This window comes from Acetobacter estunensis, assembly GCF_019083805.1.
GTDB classification, from domain to species: Bacteria; Pseudomonadota; Alphaproteobacteria; order Acetobacterales; family Acetobacteraceae; genus Acetobacter; species Acetobacter estunensis_A.
This window is the reverse complement of record NZ_JAHRDV010000001.1, coordinates 472,974-488,975: the sequence shown is the minus strand read 5'-3', so window position 1 is coordinate 488,975 and position 16,002 is coordinate 472,974. Positions and strand designations below refer to the sequence as shown.

General features: G+C 57.6%; 15 protein-coding genes, 1 tRNA gene and 2 pseudogenes. 14 read left to right on the top strand and 4 right to left on the bottom strand.

Annotated features, from left to right (window positions below; translation table 11 throughout):
- Positions 1–547: 547 nt before the first annotated feature.
- From KUA11_RS02445 to KUA11_RS17975, 8 genes and pseudogenes are all read left to right on the top strand, one after another.
- The gene (locus tag KUA11_RS02445) at positions 548–841 is read left to right on the top strand and encodes a hypothetical protein (RefSeq protein ID WP_217408714.1); all 294 of its coding nucleotides are present in this window, start codon (positions 548–550) and stop codon (positions 839–841) included.
- A 109-nt stretch (positions 842–950) separates the two neighbouring features.
- A complete protein-coding gene (locus KUA11_RS02440) occupies positions 951–1,505 on the top strand; it encodes a twin-arginine translocation signal domain-containing protein (RefSeq protein ID WP_217408715.1) in 555 nt (184 codons plus the stop codon).
- Between the two features lie 76 nt (positions 1,506–1,581).
- Positions 1,582–2,493, top strand: a complete 912-nt coding sequence (locus KUA11_RS02435) for a hypothetical protein (RefSeq protein ID WP_217408716.1) — start codon at positions 1,582–1,584, stop codon at positions 2,491–2,493.
- Positions 2,487–3,278, top strand: a complete 792-nt coding sequence (locus tag KUA11_RS02430; RefSeq protein WP_217408717.1) for a hypothetical protein — start codon at positions 2,487–2,489, stop codon at positions 3,276–3,278. The genes KUA11_RS02435 and KUA11_RS02430 overlap by 7 nt, the downstream gene beginning before the upstream one ends.
- Positions 3,271–3,420 (top strand): hypothetical protein, encoded by a 150-nt coding sequence (locus tag KUA11_RS02425; RefSeq protein ID WP_217408718.1) that lies wholly within the window; start codon positions 3,271–3,273, stop codon positions 3,418–3,420. The genes KUA11_RS02430 and KUA11_RS02425 overlap by 8 nt, the downstream gene beginning before the upstream one ends.
- The gene (locus KUA11_RS02420; RefSeq protein ID WP_254454582.1) at positions 3,417–3,851 is read left to right on the top strand and encodes a hypothetical protein; all 435 of its coding nucleotides are present in this window, start codon (positions 3,417–3,419) and stop codon (positions 3,849–3,851) included. The genes KUA11_RS02425 and KUA11_RS02420 overlap by 4 nt, the downstream gene beginning before the upstream one ends.
- 251 nt (positions 3,852–4,102) lie before the next feature.
- Positions 4,103–4,167: transfer RNA gene (locus KUA11_RS02415), tRNA-Glu, on the top strand.
- 80 nt (positions 4,168–4,247) lie between these two features.
- A pseudogene (locus KUA11_RS17975) lies at positions 4,248–5,447 on the top strand (tyrosine-type recombinase/integrase).
- A gap of 35 nt (positions 5,448–5,482) precedes the next feature.
- Here the strand turns inward: KUA11_RS17975 and KUA11_RS02405 are convergent.
- A pseudogene (locus KUA11_RS02405) lies at positions 5,483–5,696 on the bottom strand (IS701 family transposase); the annotation flags it as partial.
- Positions 5,697–5,820: 124 nt separating this feature from the next.
- Here KUA11_RS02405 and KUA11_RS02400 point away from each other — a divergent pair.
- The 4 genes from KUA11_RS02400 to sodC all read left to right on the top strand — a co-directional run bounded on the left by KUA11_RS02400 (position 5,821) and on the right by sodC (position 10,198).
- Entirely contained in the window at positions 5,821–6,108 is a 288-nt protein-coding gene (locus tag KUA11_RS02400) for a hypothetical protein (protein ID WP_217408719.1), read from the top strand.
- Positions 6,105–8,801, top strand: a complete 2,697-nt coding sequence (locus KUA11_RS02395) for a CotH kinase family protein (protein ID WP_217408720.1) — start codon at positions 6,105–6,107, stop codon at positions 8,799–8,801. Before KUA11_RS02400 ends, KUA11_RS02395 begins: the two co-directional genes overlap by 4 nt.
- A 456-nt stretch (positions 8,802–9,257) precedes the next feature.
- Positions 9,258–9,395: a hypothetical protein gene (locus KUA11_RS02390; RefSeq protein WP_217408721.1), complete on the top strand. Its 138-nt coding sequence runs from the start codon at positions 9,258–9,260 to the stop codon at positions 9,393–9,395.
- Positions 9,396–9,664: 269 nt separating this feature from the next.
- Positions 9,665–10,198 (top strand): superoxide dismutase[Cu-Zn], encoded by a 534-nt coding sequence (sodC, locus tag KUA11_RS02385; protein ID WP_217408722.1) that lies wholly within the window; start codon positions 9,665–9,667, stop codon positions 10,196–10,198.
- A 129-nt stretch (positions 10,199–10,327) separates the two neighbouring features.
- On the opposite strand, the gene KUA11_RS02380 is transcribed toward sodC, so the two are convergent.
- The gene (locus KUA11_RS02380) at positions 10,328–10,519 is read right to left on the bottom strand and encodes a hypothetical protein (protein WP_217408723.1); all 192 of its coding nucleotides are present in this window, start codon (positions 10,517–10,519) and stop codon (positions 10,328–10,330) included.
- Here KUA11_RS02380 and KUA11_RS02375 point away from each other — a divergent pair.
- Complete coding sequence (locus KUA11_RS02375) at positions 10,518–11,927, top strand: MFS transporter (RefSeq protein ID WP_217408724.1); 1,410 nt, start codon at positions 10,518–10,520, stop codon at positions 11,925–11,927. The two genes, KUA11_RS02380 and KUA11_RS02375, sit on opposite strands and share 2 nt — an antisense overlap.
- A 100-nt stretch (positions 11,928–12,027) precedes the next feature.
- A complete protein-coding gene (gene cysE, locus KUA11_RS02370; RefSeq protein ID WP_217408725.1) occupies positions 12,028–12,846 on the top strand; it encodes a serine O-acetyltransferase in 819 nt (272 codons plus the stop codon).
- Here the strand turns inward: cysE and folP are convergent.
- Positions 12,834–13,880 carry a dihydropteroate synthase gene (gene folP / locus KUA11_RS02365; RefSeq protein ID WP_217408726.1) on the bottom strand — a complete coding sequence of 349 codons (1,047 nt, stop codon included), beginning with the start codon at positions 13,878–13,880 and terminating at the stop codon, positions 12,834–12,836. The two genes, cysE and folP, sit on opposite strands and share 13 nt — an antisense overlap.
- An 87-nt stretch (positions 13,881–13,967) precedes the next feature.
- On the bottom strand, positions 13,968–15,902 hold the full coding sequence (ftsH, locus tag KUA11_RS02360; protein ID WP_217408874.1) for an ATP-dependent zinc metalloprotease FtsH: 1,935 nt from the start codon (positions 15,900–15,902) through the stop codon (positions 13,968–13,970).
- Positions 15,903–16,002: the final 100 nt, after the last annotated feature.

Here is a 16,002-nt window from a genome sequence, read left to right as displayed (position 1 = left end):
AAGCTTGAACTAAAAAAGATCAGTAAATCCATTCAAGAAGGCACTATGTATTTGAGCGATTCACTATAAGAATACGGTAAATTTCATACGTGTTATAGCAGCATAAATAAAAGTTTTTTGGCTATAATTTTTCGTTCTCTATCTGGGGCAATTGGATGGAATGCTTCCGCCTAACCGCTCCCACCCAATAGACTGCTCCTACACCGGGACGGCCTTAACCTCTGGGCACCGAGGCACTTCTACCAATTGCCCCGCTCCATATCCTCGCGGGCCTGCCATCCGCTCCGCCATGCATCGCGGACGTCTGGAGGCCAGCGAGGGCCTTCTTCGTCCGCTTTAAAATCCCATTCTTTCCAGCCCTCATCCCACGCCGCAGCAAGCTCGGGTTGAGTGGGACGTTGAGTGGCACGCTTTCGCGGGAATAGGGCGCGATGAAGACGGCCATAAAGTTTGCGAAGCCAAGACATAGGCTGAGCTTACCAAATTGTCTCAAAAACTATGCATTTAATATTGAGACAACAAACAATAAACAAAACAGGAGCCAGAAATGGACCCCTCAAACAGTGCGCCGCCAAGTGCACGGCAGGCGGTCGTGCAGACGACGAAAGCGGCTTCCCTTGGTGGAGCGCTCCTCGTCGGAATCACCCAACTTCCTCCACCCTACGCAGGATGGCTCGGCTCTGCGCTGATTGGCGTCGGCATTGTCGGCATTGTCGCCACACAGATCCCCGCCCCTCCTCAGGGATCGAAGCTGTGGCCCCTGTATCGCGTGCTGAATTACCTCGGCGCCAACTGGGGGCAGGCAATCAATGCCGGCATGATGATGCGGCAGAAGAAGTAACCGCTCGCGCCACTCCCCACGTCCTGCCGGATAGCCACCGGCCCCGTGAAGACACGTAATCTGACAGCCGCCCCAACCGGGCGGCTTTTTTTATGCCCGGAGCAATCCCATGAAAAATCTCTCCCGCCGCAATTTCCTCCGCTCTTCCGCGCTCGGCGTCGGCGCGATCGGTCTGGCGGCCTGCACGTCCAGCACCACGAACGGCGTGACCACGATCACGCTCAACGTCACGAAGGTGAAAGACTACGGACAGGCCGGGCTCAATGCCGCCGCGACGGTGGCCTCATTCCTCTCTGCCTATCCCGCGCTCTCGCTCTACATGGCCGCGATCACCGTGGCGGATACCGCCCTGTCCGGCGCCCTGACCGCGTTCTCCGATGCCGCCGGATCCACGCTGACGATCAGCTACAACGACACGAACTGGAAGACCCGCGTGGACAGTATCCTCGCGGACATCGAACAGGTCGGGAACAGCATCGAGGCCGCGATCAGCGGGGCCGGCACGTCGCTCTCCGCGTCTGTTCTGGCCGATGCCAAAACCGCGTCCAGCGCGCTCGACACCATCATCTCCGTGTTCCGTGGGCTGCTCGGCGTGTCGTCGGCTGCGCGCGCGACGCCGAGCATGACCGAGGCGCAGGCGCTGGCCGTGCTGGGGGTCTCATGACCCTCATCATCGGCATTGCGGCCGTCCTCATCGCCTTCTGGCTGATCTCCATTCCCCTTCGAGCTTGGTATCTTTAATGCACGCCCATCAGCTTCACGTCATTACCGCCCGTGCCAACCCTCTGCGTTGGCAGGTTCCTGACCAGATCTATCGTCGCTGGGCCGAACACGTCATGGACAGTGGGGCACGCCTCACGGTCGTTGAATGTCAGTACGGCGACCGTCCGTTCGTGTGCGACATTCCTGGTGTTAATCATGTCGGGGTTCGCGCAAACTCTCTCGTATGGGAGAAGGAACGCTGCCTCAATATCGGCATTTCGCGTCTGCCTCAGGACTGGCAGTACGCGGCCTGGATCGACAGCGACATCTTCTTCCGCCGCGCCGATTGGGCGCGTGAAACGGTCGAGGCGCTTCAGCTCTTCGATGTGATCCAACCCTGGTCGGATTGCTATGACCTTGGGCCGAATGGCGAGCACATGCAGTTGCATCGTTCGTTCTGCCGCATGTGGATGGACGACGAGCCGATCCGGCAGGCCGGTCCGTACAAGTTCTCTCACCCGGGCTACGCCTGGGCCGCTACCCGTCGTGCCATGGAAAGCGTCGGCGGCCTACTCGATATCGGCGCGCTGGGATCGGGCGATCACCATATGGCGCTTGGCCTAATCGGTCGGGCAGCGGAGAGTTATCCGGGGAATGTCTCGGAAAGCTACAAGCGGCACGTGTTGCGCTGGCAGAACCGCGCACTGGCGTCGATCAATGGCAATATCGGCGCACTCTACGGCACGATCGAACATCATTTCCACGGCTCCAAGACAAACCGCGCCTATCAGAGCCGATGGGACATCCTGACGAGCAACGATTTCGATCCTGATGAGGATCTGAAGCGCAACGTCTGGCAGGCATGGGAACTGGCCGGAAACAAGCCGCGACTGAAGCGCGAGATGGAGCGCTATTTCCGTGCCCGCAACGAGGATGCCAACGTATGGTGACCCGCGCCCTTGGCAAACGCCCTGCGCGGCACGATCCGCGCGCGCCCAAGCTCACACGCCTATCGTTCATGCAGCGAGCTGCGCCGCTTCGCCTGATCCGTGACCACATTGATCCAGCGCCGCTGCTCCTGGGCAACGGAACGATCGGCGATTGCACGTCTGTTGGCCTGGCCAACTCGTTCCGTGCCCAGTCGGCCTGCGGCGGTTTTCAGGTGGACGTGACCACGGACGAAGCGGTCGCGTTCTACTCGCTCAGCACCGGCTATGTGCCGGACAATCCTTCGACCGATCAGGGCGGTGTGGAACTGGATGTTCTGGCGACGGCTGCTCGCGATGGCTATGCGCTGGCCACGCAGACCCTGTTCCCGCTCTGGGGGACGATGGAGGTGGCGGATCTGAACGCCGCTCGCCTCTGCATGGCCGCGTTCGGACCGGTCTATTGCGGCTTCCTGCTGTCGGAATCCGATATGTGGACCACGGAACTCGGGGCGCTTGCCTCGGTCTGGGACACGGACGTGCCTGCAGGCCGGGGCGACACGACGCCGGGCAGCGCGGGCGGCCATTGTGCGCTGCTGTGGGATTACACCGGCACCGGCGACACGGATCTGGTCTCCATCCTCACATGGGGCACGATCCAGAAGGCCACATGGCGATGGGTACGCTCGCGGATGGATGAAGTGCATGCGATCGCGTGGCCGCAGCTCAAGCCAGCGTCAGGAATGCTCAACGGGCAGGATTGGGAGACGTTGCGCGCGGAGAACGCGGCGTATCTCGCCAATGCCTGAACTGTTCACGCACTGGTGGTTCTGGATCGGGACCGGTGTGGCTTCGATTGCCGCGTCGTTCGGGATGGCGCTGGCCATGCTGCGGGCGAAGCGGCGGGCGGATCCGTTCGCCGCCGACAGCACAAAGGATACGGGGCGATGAGGAAACTTGCGCCTTTACGCAAGTTGGCAGGTTTACGAAACGGTCGGTCTGCTTGTCAGATCGGCCGATTATGCGTGATGTCGGCGCTTCTCGGTTTACAGGCGGGTTGCTCTTCCCTGCCCTCTCGTGCCCGGCATGATCTGATCGGCCACACGCGGGCAGACCTTGTCTCATGCGCCGGTGTGCCAGACCAGGACGAGATCCGCGATGGACAGGAGGTTCTGGTCTGGCGGCAGGATCAGCCGGTTCAGGGGCCTCTGGATCTGAAAACGCCGTTTTCGTTTGAGCTGTCATTAGGCGGTCACGGAACGTGCCATGTCACAGCCACGGTGCAGGACGGAGTAGTGACGCGGATCGCCTATTCTGGCCCTAGTGCTACCCTCGAAGGGCCAAATGCCGCGTGTGGGCCAGTTGTGAGAGGATGCGTCTAAAATACAGTTTGCATCGATGAGGAAATTCCGCGTCTATTTTCGCTCATCACATGCAAACTATATCTTTGTTTTGCAATATAAACCACGGTCCTTCTAAGCTGCGGGTGATTGGCTCTAAGCAACCTATCGCCGAATAGTCATTCGTTCGCAAAAACGTTGATGTTCATATGACCATCAATGGACCTGCATCCCGTGTCTAACCGCGCTTTTAGATATCACGCTTTCCGCGCATGGATCGCACAACTCATTGAAACTCAAAGATAGGTTGTGCCCTTTCACGGCGGCAACACGGGTTCGAATCCCGTACGGGACGCCAATTTTATTTGGCAATGCTATCAGCAGCTTACAGGCAAAGCGCTCTATCCCACCCAAAAATTAAGTGGCGATTCTGGACCAATGGCGATTCCGTCCTCCTTCGGAGTTCGTCTCATGGCCCGTACAAAATCCGCCGAGAATGTCAACGATCCTGCGACAGGACGTCCGCGGCCCGATGGCGTGAGTTGCCGGGGGCCAAAGCAGTATCGGGCACGCAAACTGGTCAATGGCCAGCGGATCGTCAGAACATTCGATACAGCCCGTTTCGCCCGTGCATGGCTTGAAGAGACCTCGGTCAAGGTTCGCGAGGGCCGCAATATCGACGTTCGGGCTCTGGACGGTGTCGTGCTGTGAACGCTGATCGAGCGATATTGAGATGAGTGCAGAGCTCATCGCGAGCGCGATCGCACTGATCATATCCCTTCGCTGCTCCGCGACACGATCGCTGGCCTGAAACTCTCCCGTCTGACGATCGCGGCTGTCAGAGGTTTCCGGGACAGGCAGGCGAAAGATATGCCCCCCGCGACCGTTGTGAAACGCCTCAACCTTCTCGCATCTATTCTGCAACATGCAATGTCTGAGTGGGACGTGCCGCTGCCGTAAAATCCAGCTTCAGGACGTTTGATCAAACGACCGGCCGGAGCCGACCGGAAGCGCAATCGCAGGCTGGAAGAGACAGCCTGTCCCGTAGGGAGTGTCTCGCCAGAGGAGCGCGAGCCTGCCGGAGAGTATGAGCGTCTGCTGGACGCTGTGAGATCAGACACCCATCCTGATGATGTGTGGCTCGTCAGGTGGTCCGTCGAGCAGGCCACTCGCCTGAGTCAAGCGGCTTCCTTGCGTTGGTGTGACGTCGACCTCACAGCAAGAACCATCAGTCTGGCTCACACCAAGACCATCCATCTCGCGGAAGAGCGAGGATCCGAAATCCGGCGCCTGATGCCCGGCGCGTAGGCTTTGCTTCGTGAGAAACTCGTTTCGTTCGACGCTCCGCCATCACCCGAGGATCTGATTTTCGATGTTGGCGACGAACGTGCTTTTTCAGTAAGGGACGGCCGGATGGTGAAGCGGGCCGGTCTTCACGACCTGAGGCACGAAGCGACCTCGCGACTGGCCCATCTGTTTCCAAATCCGCTCGATTTATGCCGCGTGACCGGCCACCGCGACCTCAAAAGCCTGAACCGCTACTACCAGCCCGTGCTGACGCCCCTTGCGGAGAATGCGGAAGAGCGCGCTCGTGTGCTTGGCTTCATTTATGACAGCGATGAAAGCGCGGCCAAGTAGATCCGGGCCACAGGATACAATACATATGTGAGCCTAGGACTAGGATCTCCTTGCAGCTTCCGCACGCATCCATCCCGTCTTGCGCGGTTCGTTGCCAATCAGGACATCAAGAAAGGCACATGCAAAAGACGCAACACGATTCTGCGTAAACAGCGGCGTGATCCGCTCCTTTGCTGCCAGAAGCGCGAACACCCACAATTCCAGCGTCTCTTCAACTGACGCTCCACCAGTCATTATATCCTGAATCATGGTGATCCATAGATTCAGAACTCACCATAAAACGCAACTGTAGAGCTAGTGCGTATCCGCAACGACGCGGCTAATCTGGATCTGTTCGTCCCCTACATCTCGAATGCAGGCGATCAGATCTTCCATGCCGACGATCAAGGCAACGGGTTCCACCTCAGTCTTCACCAATACCGCCCTGCGCAACGGCACAATCAACACAGATAGAAAGAACCAGAAGGGGAAAGCCAGTTTCGACATTGAGGGCAACCCGATGGCCGAGGGCTACGGCACCTTCGCGATTTTTCGTCTGAATAATGTCGCAACGGGCGCAGGGACAGATACTGATACTGATACTGATACTGATACTGATACTGACGCTCTCCAGGTGAACGGAGAGAACGTAACAGTAAATCAAGAAAAGATCACACCATGACAGAAATTAGCGAGACTGATGTGACAGTACCGCAAAGCGGCGACTTAATTCCCGTCGTACGAAATGTGGATGGCCTGTCTGTATTGATGCATTATGATGGCGAAGATATCGCAAATGCGGGCATTCCTTCGTTCGTGTCTTCTCTTTTGTCCACTGAAACTACAGTGCCTGTTGGCCGCCCCAAATCGGGCTGTCTTCGTTTTGTGGCAATTGGCTCTGCTCTACCGACTGTGGGAACGGATGAACAGGTAACGCTGGCAATCCTTGATGGTAATTCGGTGCTCTATGCGGATCAAGGAACCGGTTTGACCAACATGTCCGTACAGGGCCAGACCTCGGCAAACGCCACCAAGCACAACTGGAAATTCAAACCGAAAAATCCGGCTGGTTCCAAAGTGTCAATCCGTTTTGGTGATTGGCCAGATAGCACGTCCATTGATCTCAAGGCCTACGGGACAATCCCCAACGGTGACACAGGTGGCGGCACCGCAATGGATCGCACAATGATCCGCGAAGCAGTCTGCCTCGAACTGTGGCGTCAAATCCGACGTGCCTACGATTATCCAGAAAATCTCATTGCGCCTGAAAGCGCATACGAGGATGCGTCCACGACCAATTTCGGTAATCCTCTGTTTTCATGTGACGAAATTCCTGTTGAACTCTACTGGACCACTGACGCCGCGACGGCTCCTACATTCCTCGGTCAGTATATGTGGCGCTCGAACAATTCGAACGACACCTATCTTATGGATGACAGCAACGCGGCGCATTATCTGCTGCAGCCGCAGCATGGTCCTACCGATCTGTGGTCAAATGGCTCCAGCAGCTATTTTTCAAAGTATTGGGAATACTCCTCGCCATCGTCACCAAACAATGCAGTTCCGGCGCGACTTCTGACGTGGTTAGCCTCCTGCAAGACGACATCGTCAAACTGGGCTAGTTATGCGCAGTATATCGATCTGAACTCATGGATCGACTATGCGATTTTCTGCTGGGCTGTTGGATCTTTCGATAGCGTCTCCAACAATGTCATGCTGGGCTCGCATAACGCCACCGCTACCACGGGCATATGGTCACTGTATGCTTACGATCTGGATGAAAGTCTTGGCGTTTACTGGGACACGACGGGCCAGTCTCCAACGCAGGAAGGCAATCCTTTCGCACAGGATGCTGTCTTTCAGTCATTCTGGACATATTTTGCGCCGCAGATTGGTGCGCGCTGGCTGGAACTGCGTAAGAACAGCGTGCTGACAACGGACAATTTTCGCAAAATTGTCAGCAGATATCTCAAGTCCATGCGGCCCGCTGCCATCGCTGCAGACCAGTCTGCATGGGGAACAAACTCCATCTCGACCATTCCTTATCTGATTGAATGGTTCGACGGTCGTCTGACATACGGCGATACGGTGATGGCGGCCACTACAGCGACCACCTACACGGTCTCGGCAGACAGTCAGACGGTTCTTGTCAACAGCGCGGTAACGCTCACGGTGGCACCGGATCATCCCCCAGCCAAAGACGTGAATATCATGCTTACGAGTAGTCTTGCGGGAGTGTTCTCTCAAAATCCGGTTGTCCTGAGCGCAGGTTCGGGAAACGCCGTGGAGACAACGTTTACGCCATCTGCGGAAGGAACGGCGCAGATCACGTCAACCAATGATGATGGTCTGAATGACCCGTCCTCCACCAACGTGATCGCCACTGCTACAGCTCAGGCTCCGGGAGCACCGACATTCACGCTGACAGCGGGCGACGGATATGTCCAGGTCGATGTCTCCGCTCCCAGTGACAATGGTGGCGCCGCGATTACTGAACATCCGATCACGTACGGTGCCACGTCAGGTGGTGAGACTGCGACATTCTCTCCAGCAATCACTGCACCTGGATCGGTGCAGATCACTGGAACCAATGGAACGGCGATTTTCGTAAAGGTAGGAGCGACTAATTCGGTGGGCACTACATGGGCCACCGAACAGTCGGCAACACCGAAAGCCGATACCATTCCTGAACATGCTCTTGTCGGAAACGGCAATTCGGGATCAGCCTGGGGACAAACGCCAGGCCCATTAGGGATCACTACGGGAACAGAAATCCGCGTGGATATGGCAGTTTCCACACTGAGTTGGAGCGATAAGACAGGCTCGAATGTTGTCCTGTTTGGATCCAACAAAGCATGGAATACCAATGCATCGGTGGGACGTGGCGTTTCTTTAATCTACGGCCAAGGAGGAGCGTTCGGCGTATCCTACGGCGATGGTTCGAAAACGCAGTCTGCGTGGACTTCCAGCGGAGCAGTAACGGATAACCTGCTTGTAAACGGTCGTTTTCGTGGTGGTGTATTCCTCAATAACGGCACAGCAGCCGTTACGGGAGCGAACGGCCTGACCTATCCCGCAGGAACGGCCACTTTCTTCTCGAATGACGGCACGAAAGACGCCATTATCGGCACACCCGTGACGCTTTCCAGCAGTTCAGTGGCAGATAACATCGCCAATGACGTCGTGGTGGCAAACAGCGTCAAGACCAATCCTGCGACACAGGTGGTCAATCTGTTCTCCGCCAAGATGCTCGACGGCACTGGCAAGGAACTCATGGGGGTCAACTTTGGAAATGGTCCGACAGGTGCCACGACCTTCCCCGATGATGTGCAGTCGTTCACATGGACTGTCGCATCGCCCAATACGGTGAGTTGATCACCATATCCTCGTTCATTTGACCGAAAGCCGCTCCATTTTGGAGCGGCTTTTTTTACGGAGAAAATCCAGTGCGCGTAATCTCAAACCTCAAGGTCGACAGCACCGTGGTTCGTACCCCTTTCACAGACCACGGACACAAAGGGGGATTTATTCGGAGGCTTTGGGTCGATCACGCAGCGGCTTTACGAACAAGGTCCATGTCCGATGTGACAATCAGGGACGTCCTTTTGGTTTTATTTTCACCGGATGACAGGTTTCGGACTACAAGACTGTGGGTGCCCTGATGGAATTGTTTGTCCCAAACGCCGGAGTCATGCTGGCCGAGCGGAGTATGACAGCGACAGTTTCCGCCAGAGTCTGCTGATTCATGGGATCCTGCCGGTCATTCCATCATGCACAGGCCACAGTGTTCCTCAGCAAACAGATTGAAGACGCTACTAGGACCGAAGCCATATGTTCAACCGCCTCAAGCAGATGCGCCTTATCGCAACCCTCTACGACAAGACCGTCTTGTCCTTCATGAGCTTCCTCAATCTCACCGCCGTAAGGCTCTGGATCAGATATTTCGTCAACGTGACCCAATTACCTTAAGTGATTATTTCCGTCTATAGAGTTGCATCATCTTGTAGCATACTCTATTAATATAAAAAGATTATTACATTAAGAAATTCTATTTGTTCAATATTTACTGGTAGGGTTATCCATTTCAAAGCGCGTTTTTTTTGCACTTTACACCCTCTGTAGTAAATATCTTCCGTTTATCACGAAGCCGAGATAGCACCACATCATCGTATTGCGACTCGTTCTAGATTACGCCATTCTTCTGTCCGCTGAAATCATCGTCAGTAAGGACGCTCCGAATGACCCTGTTCCGTCCCTCTTTTTTGCTTGCCGCCTTCACCCTCGGCCTGACGGTCCTCGGACCGTTTGCTCACGCCGCGGACGAAGCTTCCGCTTCTCTCATCGGAACAGATGGCGCTAATCATGGAACCGCACATCTAACGGAAACGCCGACCGGCGTCCTCCTGCGCATCGAAGCCACGCATCTTCCGGCGGGGTGGCATGGCCTGCATTTCCATGAAAAAGGTGTCTGCACACCACCGAAATTCACAAGCGCCGGTTCACACGTTCACGCAGCTTCGCCAGTGGTGCACGGATTACTGAACCCCACAGCAAACGACGATGGCGATCTCCCCAATCTGTTCGTGGCATCCGATGGAACGGCCACCGTCGAACTCCACACAACTCTTGTCTCGCTGCATGGGAAAGATAACCGCCCTGCCCTCCTTGATGCGGACGGATCGTCTCTGGTTATTCATGCCAAACCAGATGACTACACCACCCAGCCAATCGGCGGAGCAGGCGACCGCATTGCCTGCGGTGTCATTCACTGATCTTCATACCCCCACTCGCCTGCAACCGCTTTCTGGGGCATGGTCTCTCCAATTATCACTCGGAGGCCTGAATCGGACATGAAGCGCGTTGCCTGGGTCGTTCTCTGCGGATTTTCTCTCGCCGGATGCTCATGGTTCGGCGATGACACTACCACCGCCAACCGGCATCTCAGTCAAAAGGAACAGTGGGAAACGCTGGGCTACAAGGACGGCCTGAAAAGCGTTCGAACGCAGCCCTGATCGTTCCTCATCTTTCCTCTCCCGTGCCTGTCCGGGTGAATCCACGTCATCCCGAGACATGGCCGGAGATATGACAAGCATGAGCGCCATTTCTTCCGAACCTACTGACGGCATGCCGAAGCCCGGCCGTCAGAGGGCTATTATCGCCGTATGCCTGGCCGTTCTCCTCGCTCAGATCGACTACGCCATTGCAAATGTCGCCCTCCCGGCAATGGGAACCGATCTTCACGCCTCCGCGTCCGATACTGTCTGGATCGTCAACGCCTACCAACTTGCCAGTCTGTCCTCCATCCTGCCGCTCGCCGCAGCCGGCGCATGGCTCGGTTATGAACGCGTCTGCATGGGCGGCGTCGTAATCTTCATGCTCGCGTCGTGCGGCTGTGCTCTTGCCCCTTCTCTGCCGGTCCTGACCTGCGCTCGCGCCTTCCAGGGCTTCGGTGCCGCCTGCATGCTGGGGGTCACCTCAGCCTTGATCCGCTTTATTTACCCCCGCAAGGAACTCGGAAAAGGCGTCGCCCTCAACACACTGATCGTAGGATTGGGAATGGCGCTCGGTCCCACGGTGGCAGGGCTCATTCTGGCCGTAGCGGACTGGCCATGGCTCTTCTGGATCAACCTGCCGCTTGGACTGCTTACCCTGTTCCTTGCCGCCACGTCGCTGCCGCGTACTCCGCGACAGGGCGACATGCCCGATCCGTGGGGCGCCCTGTTATGCATGCTGTCATTCTTCGGACTGGGGCTGGCCGGCAATGGTGTGGCTCATGCCGATGGCATCACCCTCACGATAGCCTTTCTTGTTGGGGGGCTCTTCACGCTGCTGATGCTTATCCGCCGTGAACATGGCCGCGCACTCCCGATCCTCCCTGTCGATCTTCTTCGCGGGCGCAGTTTCCGCACGGCTTTTCTCGTCGGCCTGTGCGGCTATGTCAGTTCCAACTTTTTCATCATTTCCTTCCCTTTCGCGCTGCACGATCACTACAATTGGAGCGCCACAACCATTGGCCTCATGATGCTGCCATGGGCGTTTGGCCTGATCGCTTCAGCCTCGGTCACACGCCCTCTCGCCGATCGCATTCCAGCCGGCATTCTCTCTTCCCTTGGTCTGTTGTGCACGATGACCGGTTTCATCCTGCTGCGCCTGCTGCCCGACACACCAAGCGCGTTCGACGTTCTCTGGAGAGTGGGATTGGCCGGACTGGGGTTCGGCATTTTTCAGGTTCCCAACAATCGGGCCATGCTGCTTTCAGCCGCAGCCGGACGCGAAGGGGGAGCGAGCGGAATGGTGCAGGTCTCGCGGCAGGGGGGGCAGACGCTCGGGGGTATCGGAACCGCCCTTACGTTGCGTCTCACCGCCAACGGAACACAGGATTGCCTCAACATCGCCGCTCTCTGCGCAGCCTTTGCGGCGGCCCTCAGTGCATCCCGTCTGACACACGGAAACGAAGGAAACCCACGCAACATCCGGACGGCACCCAATCCGAACCGGTAATTGCGCTCTTTCAGAGAAACGATCTAGACACACATTTGTTGATTACCCCACCTACCCCGCGGATGGGGTTTTTGTCCTCATCGCCAGGAAACACGCCCGCATGACACAGCCTGACCTCACCACGTCAGCCGTGAATCTGACCACTCTTTGGGAACGGATGATCGTCGAGGCTCGCGTTTGCTGCGATCCGCTGGTCATGGGGCTGCTGGCCACCGGAATTTCCAATCACGCCAGTTTCGCTGATGCGCTCTCCGCACTGATCGGACGCAAGCTGGGCGATCATTACGTGTCGTCACAAAATCTCACCGATCTGGTGCTGGCCTGTTATGCGGATACACCCGATGCCCTCGCAGCAGGTGCGGCCGATCTCGTCGCCATTCGCGAGCGCGATCCCGCCTGCCCCGACTACGTGACGCCGTTCCTGTTTTTCAAAGGCTTTCTTTCCATCCAGTGCTATCGGGTGGCGCATTGGCTCTGGAACTGCGACCGTCGCCATCTGGCTCTCCATCTCCAAAGCCGGGCCTCAGAACTGTTTGCCGTGGACATCCACCCCGCCGCCTGCCTCGGCCGACGTCTGCTGTTCGATCACGGAACCGGAATCGTCGTGGGCGAAACAAGCATCATTGAGAACGACGTCTCCCTGCTTCAGGGCGTGACCCTTGGTGGAACTGGCAAACATGCCGGAGACCGTCATCCGAAGATCCGCCGCGGGGTGCTGATTGGAGCTGGCGCCAAGGTACTTGGGGCAATCGAGGTGGGTGAAGGCGCGAAGATCGGCGCAGGTTCGATCGTTTTGGAAGCGGTGCCTCCTTATACCACCGTGGTCGGCAATCCTGCCCGCAAGGTCGGCACCCGCCTGAAAGGCATGCCGTCGCTGACAATGGATCAGACGCTCCCACCGATCGACTACATCATCTGAACAGCACCACCAGCCATTGCTTCCCACACACGCATGGCCTGCACCATCCCCGCTCCGTCATGGACCCGGAGCAGCGTCCCGGGCAGATCAAGCCCGGGCAAAGATGTAACGATGGTGCCCGGATCGCGCGCCATCGGCTCAGCCACGCCAGCCCAAGTGCCGATCATGCGCTTGCGTGAGGTACCCAGAACGACGCGACAGCCAAGATTGGCAAGGATAGGCAACCGCCGCAGAAGCTCCGCATTCTGCTCGGCCGTCTTGGCAAACCCGATCCCCGGGTCGATCAGGATACGGGAGCGCTCAATTCCTGCCTGCTCCGCCTGTGCAATTCGATCGCGCAGTTCCCGTACCACATCTACGGCTACGTCCCTGTAGTCCGTCAGCGCCTTCATCGTCTCCGGAGTACCCCGCATATGCATCAGCACGACCGGGCAGGTGCGTCGCGCCAACAGCGGCAACGCCTCGGGATCATGAGCCAACGCACTCACATCGTTGATAAGCATCACCCCCATATCCAGCGCCGCTTCCATGGTGCGGGCGTTACGGGTGTCCACTGAAACAAGAATCCCTTTACCGACCAGTTCGGCCAGCACAGGTTCCAGCCGCGACCATTCTTCGGAGGGAGACACGACCACAGCGCCCGGCCGTGTGCTTTCCGCCCCCACATCGAGAATGGCCACACCGGCCTGCTGCATCTGCTGCGCCCGTGCTACGGCCCGTTCCGGAGTGCGATGCTGATCTCCATCGCTGAAACTGTCCGGCGTGACATTAAGGATCCCCATCACCATCGCCCCTGAAGGCAATCCCGCCTGCGAAGGAGGCGCTGTTACGATCTCCAGTTCCGGCAACCACGAAGCGGGAATCCGGTCCACCGGCCTCGGTGCGCTTTTTGTTCCATCCCGCTCGATCAGGGACACCAGCGAGAAAGCTGTCTTTCCACCCGCCAGCGGTAAGGCCACACCTGCGGTGATTGCCTCGGCCGCCTCCGTCCCCCTTAGCAGCCCAGCCGGTTCCACCAGACGCAGATCGTTCATTCCTGTTCATCCCAACCAAGCGACACGGAAACGAAAAAAGGCCGGAACGGGACACATCCCACTCCGGCCTTTTCAGAAACTGCCCCTTTAACCCGGCTGGGGAGATGCATCCCCGACCGAAGCCGGAGGCGCACCGCCCGCTCCCGGCTGATTGATAACCGGCGGCACCGAAGCGCGCCGATTTTCCGGCATGGTGTCATCCACCTCGACACGCTCGATCGCCTCGCCACGCAGAATCTGACGGATTTCCTCGCCGCTCAGCGTCTCGTATTCAAGGAGTGCTTCCGCCAGGCGGTGCAATTCCTCAATATGCTCAATCAACAGATTACGTGCCCGATCATAGGCGGCGTCGATCAACTTCTTGACCTCGGCATCGATCTCTCGCGCCGTCTCTTCCGAGATGTTCTTGTTCTGCGTGACCGAATGTCCAAGGAACACTTCCTGACCATTATCGCCATAGGCGATCATGCCCATCTTCTCGCTCATGCCCCATTCCGTCACCATCCGGCGGGCCTGATCGGTCGCCATCTTGATGTCGCCGGAAGCACCACTGGTTACATTGTCAGGGCCAAAGATGATTTCTTCCGCGGCGCGACCGCCCATGGCGAGATCAAGTTCGGCCACGCATTTGGCACGACTCTTGGAGTAACGGTCCCCTTCCGGCAGGCTCATCACCATACCCAGCGCACGACCGCGCGGAATGATCGTGGCCTTATGGACCGGGTCCGTGCCGTGCGTCAGGATCGAGACCAGCGCATGACCGCCTTCGTGATAAGCGGTCATCTTCTTCTCGGAATCGCTCATCACCAGTGAGCGACGCTCGGTGCCCATCAGCACCTTGTCCTTGGCGTTCTCGAACTCGCTCATGGCCACCGTACGCTTGCCTGCACGCGCCGCCAGCAAAGCGGCCTCATTGACGAGGTTGGCCAGATCCGCACCCGAGAAACCCGGTGTGCCGCGCGCAATCACCTTCGGATCAACATCAGACGCCAACGGCACCTTGCGCATGTGGACACGCAGAATCTGCTCACGCCCATTCACATCCGGGTTCGGCACCACGACCTGACGATCGAAACGACCCGGACGCAGCAAAGCAGGATCGAGCACGTCAGGACGGTTGGTCGCGGCAATAAGGATCACGCCTTCATTGCTCTCGAAGCCGTCCATCTCCACCAGCATCTGGTTGAGCGTCTGCTCACGCTCATCGTTGCCACCACCCAGGCCGGCGCCACGATGGCGGCCCACCGCGTCGATCTCGTCAATGAAAATGATGCATGGCGCAGCCTTCTTGCCCTGCTCAAACATGTCGCGGACACGGGACGCACCCACACCAACGAACATCTCAACAAAATCCGAACCGGAAATAGTGAAGAACGGGACGTTCGCCTCACCTGCAATGGCACGCGCAAGCAGCGTCTTACCGGTACCGGGAGGACCGACGAGCAGCACGCCCTTGGGAATCTTGCCGCCCAGACGGGTGAATTTCTGCGGATCCTTGAGGAACTCAACGATTTCTTCGAGTTCGCCCTTGGCTTCATCAATGCCCGCAACATCGGCGAAGGTCACACGTCCCTGCTTCTCGGTCAGCATACGGGCACGGGATTTGCCAAAGCCCATGGCTCGGCCGCCACCCGACTGCATCTGCCGCATCATGAAGATCCACACCGCACCGATGAGGATGAACGGGAACCAGTTCAGTGCATAGCGCAGGAAAGGATTGCCCTCGGCCTCCAGCGGTTTGGCCACAACCTCCACGCCCTTGCCCGTCAGACGGGACACGAGACCCGGATCCTGCGGAGCATAGGTGTCGAACGACGTGCCGTCAGACAACGTGCCGGAAATGTTGTGCTCCTGAATGGTCACGGAACGCACACGTCCATGATCCACGTCCGCTACGAAGTCGGAATAGGCAAGTTGCTGAGCCGCATGCTGAACGTTGCCCGGCTGGAACATGTTGAACAGGAACAGCAGGAGAACGATGATGCACACCCACAGGGCGAGATTGCGTCCGAAATTGTTGATCACTTTGTCCGTTCCATATTGTTCCTGCGTGAGGAGAACGCCCCTGAAAGCCTTTATCAGACCGGTTTCGGGCGGCGATTGCAATCCCGTGCCTTAGAGA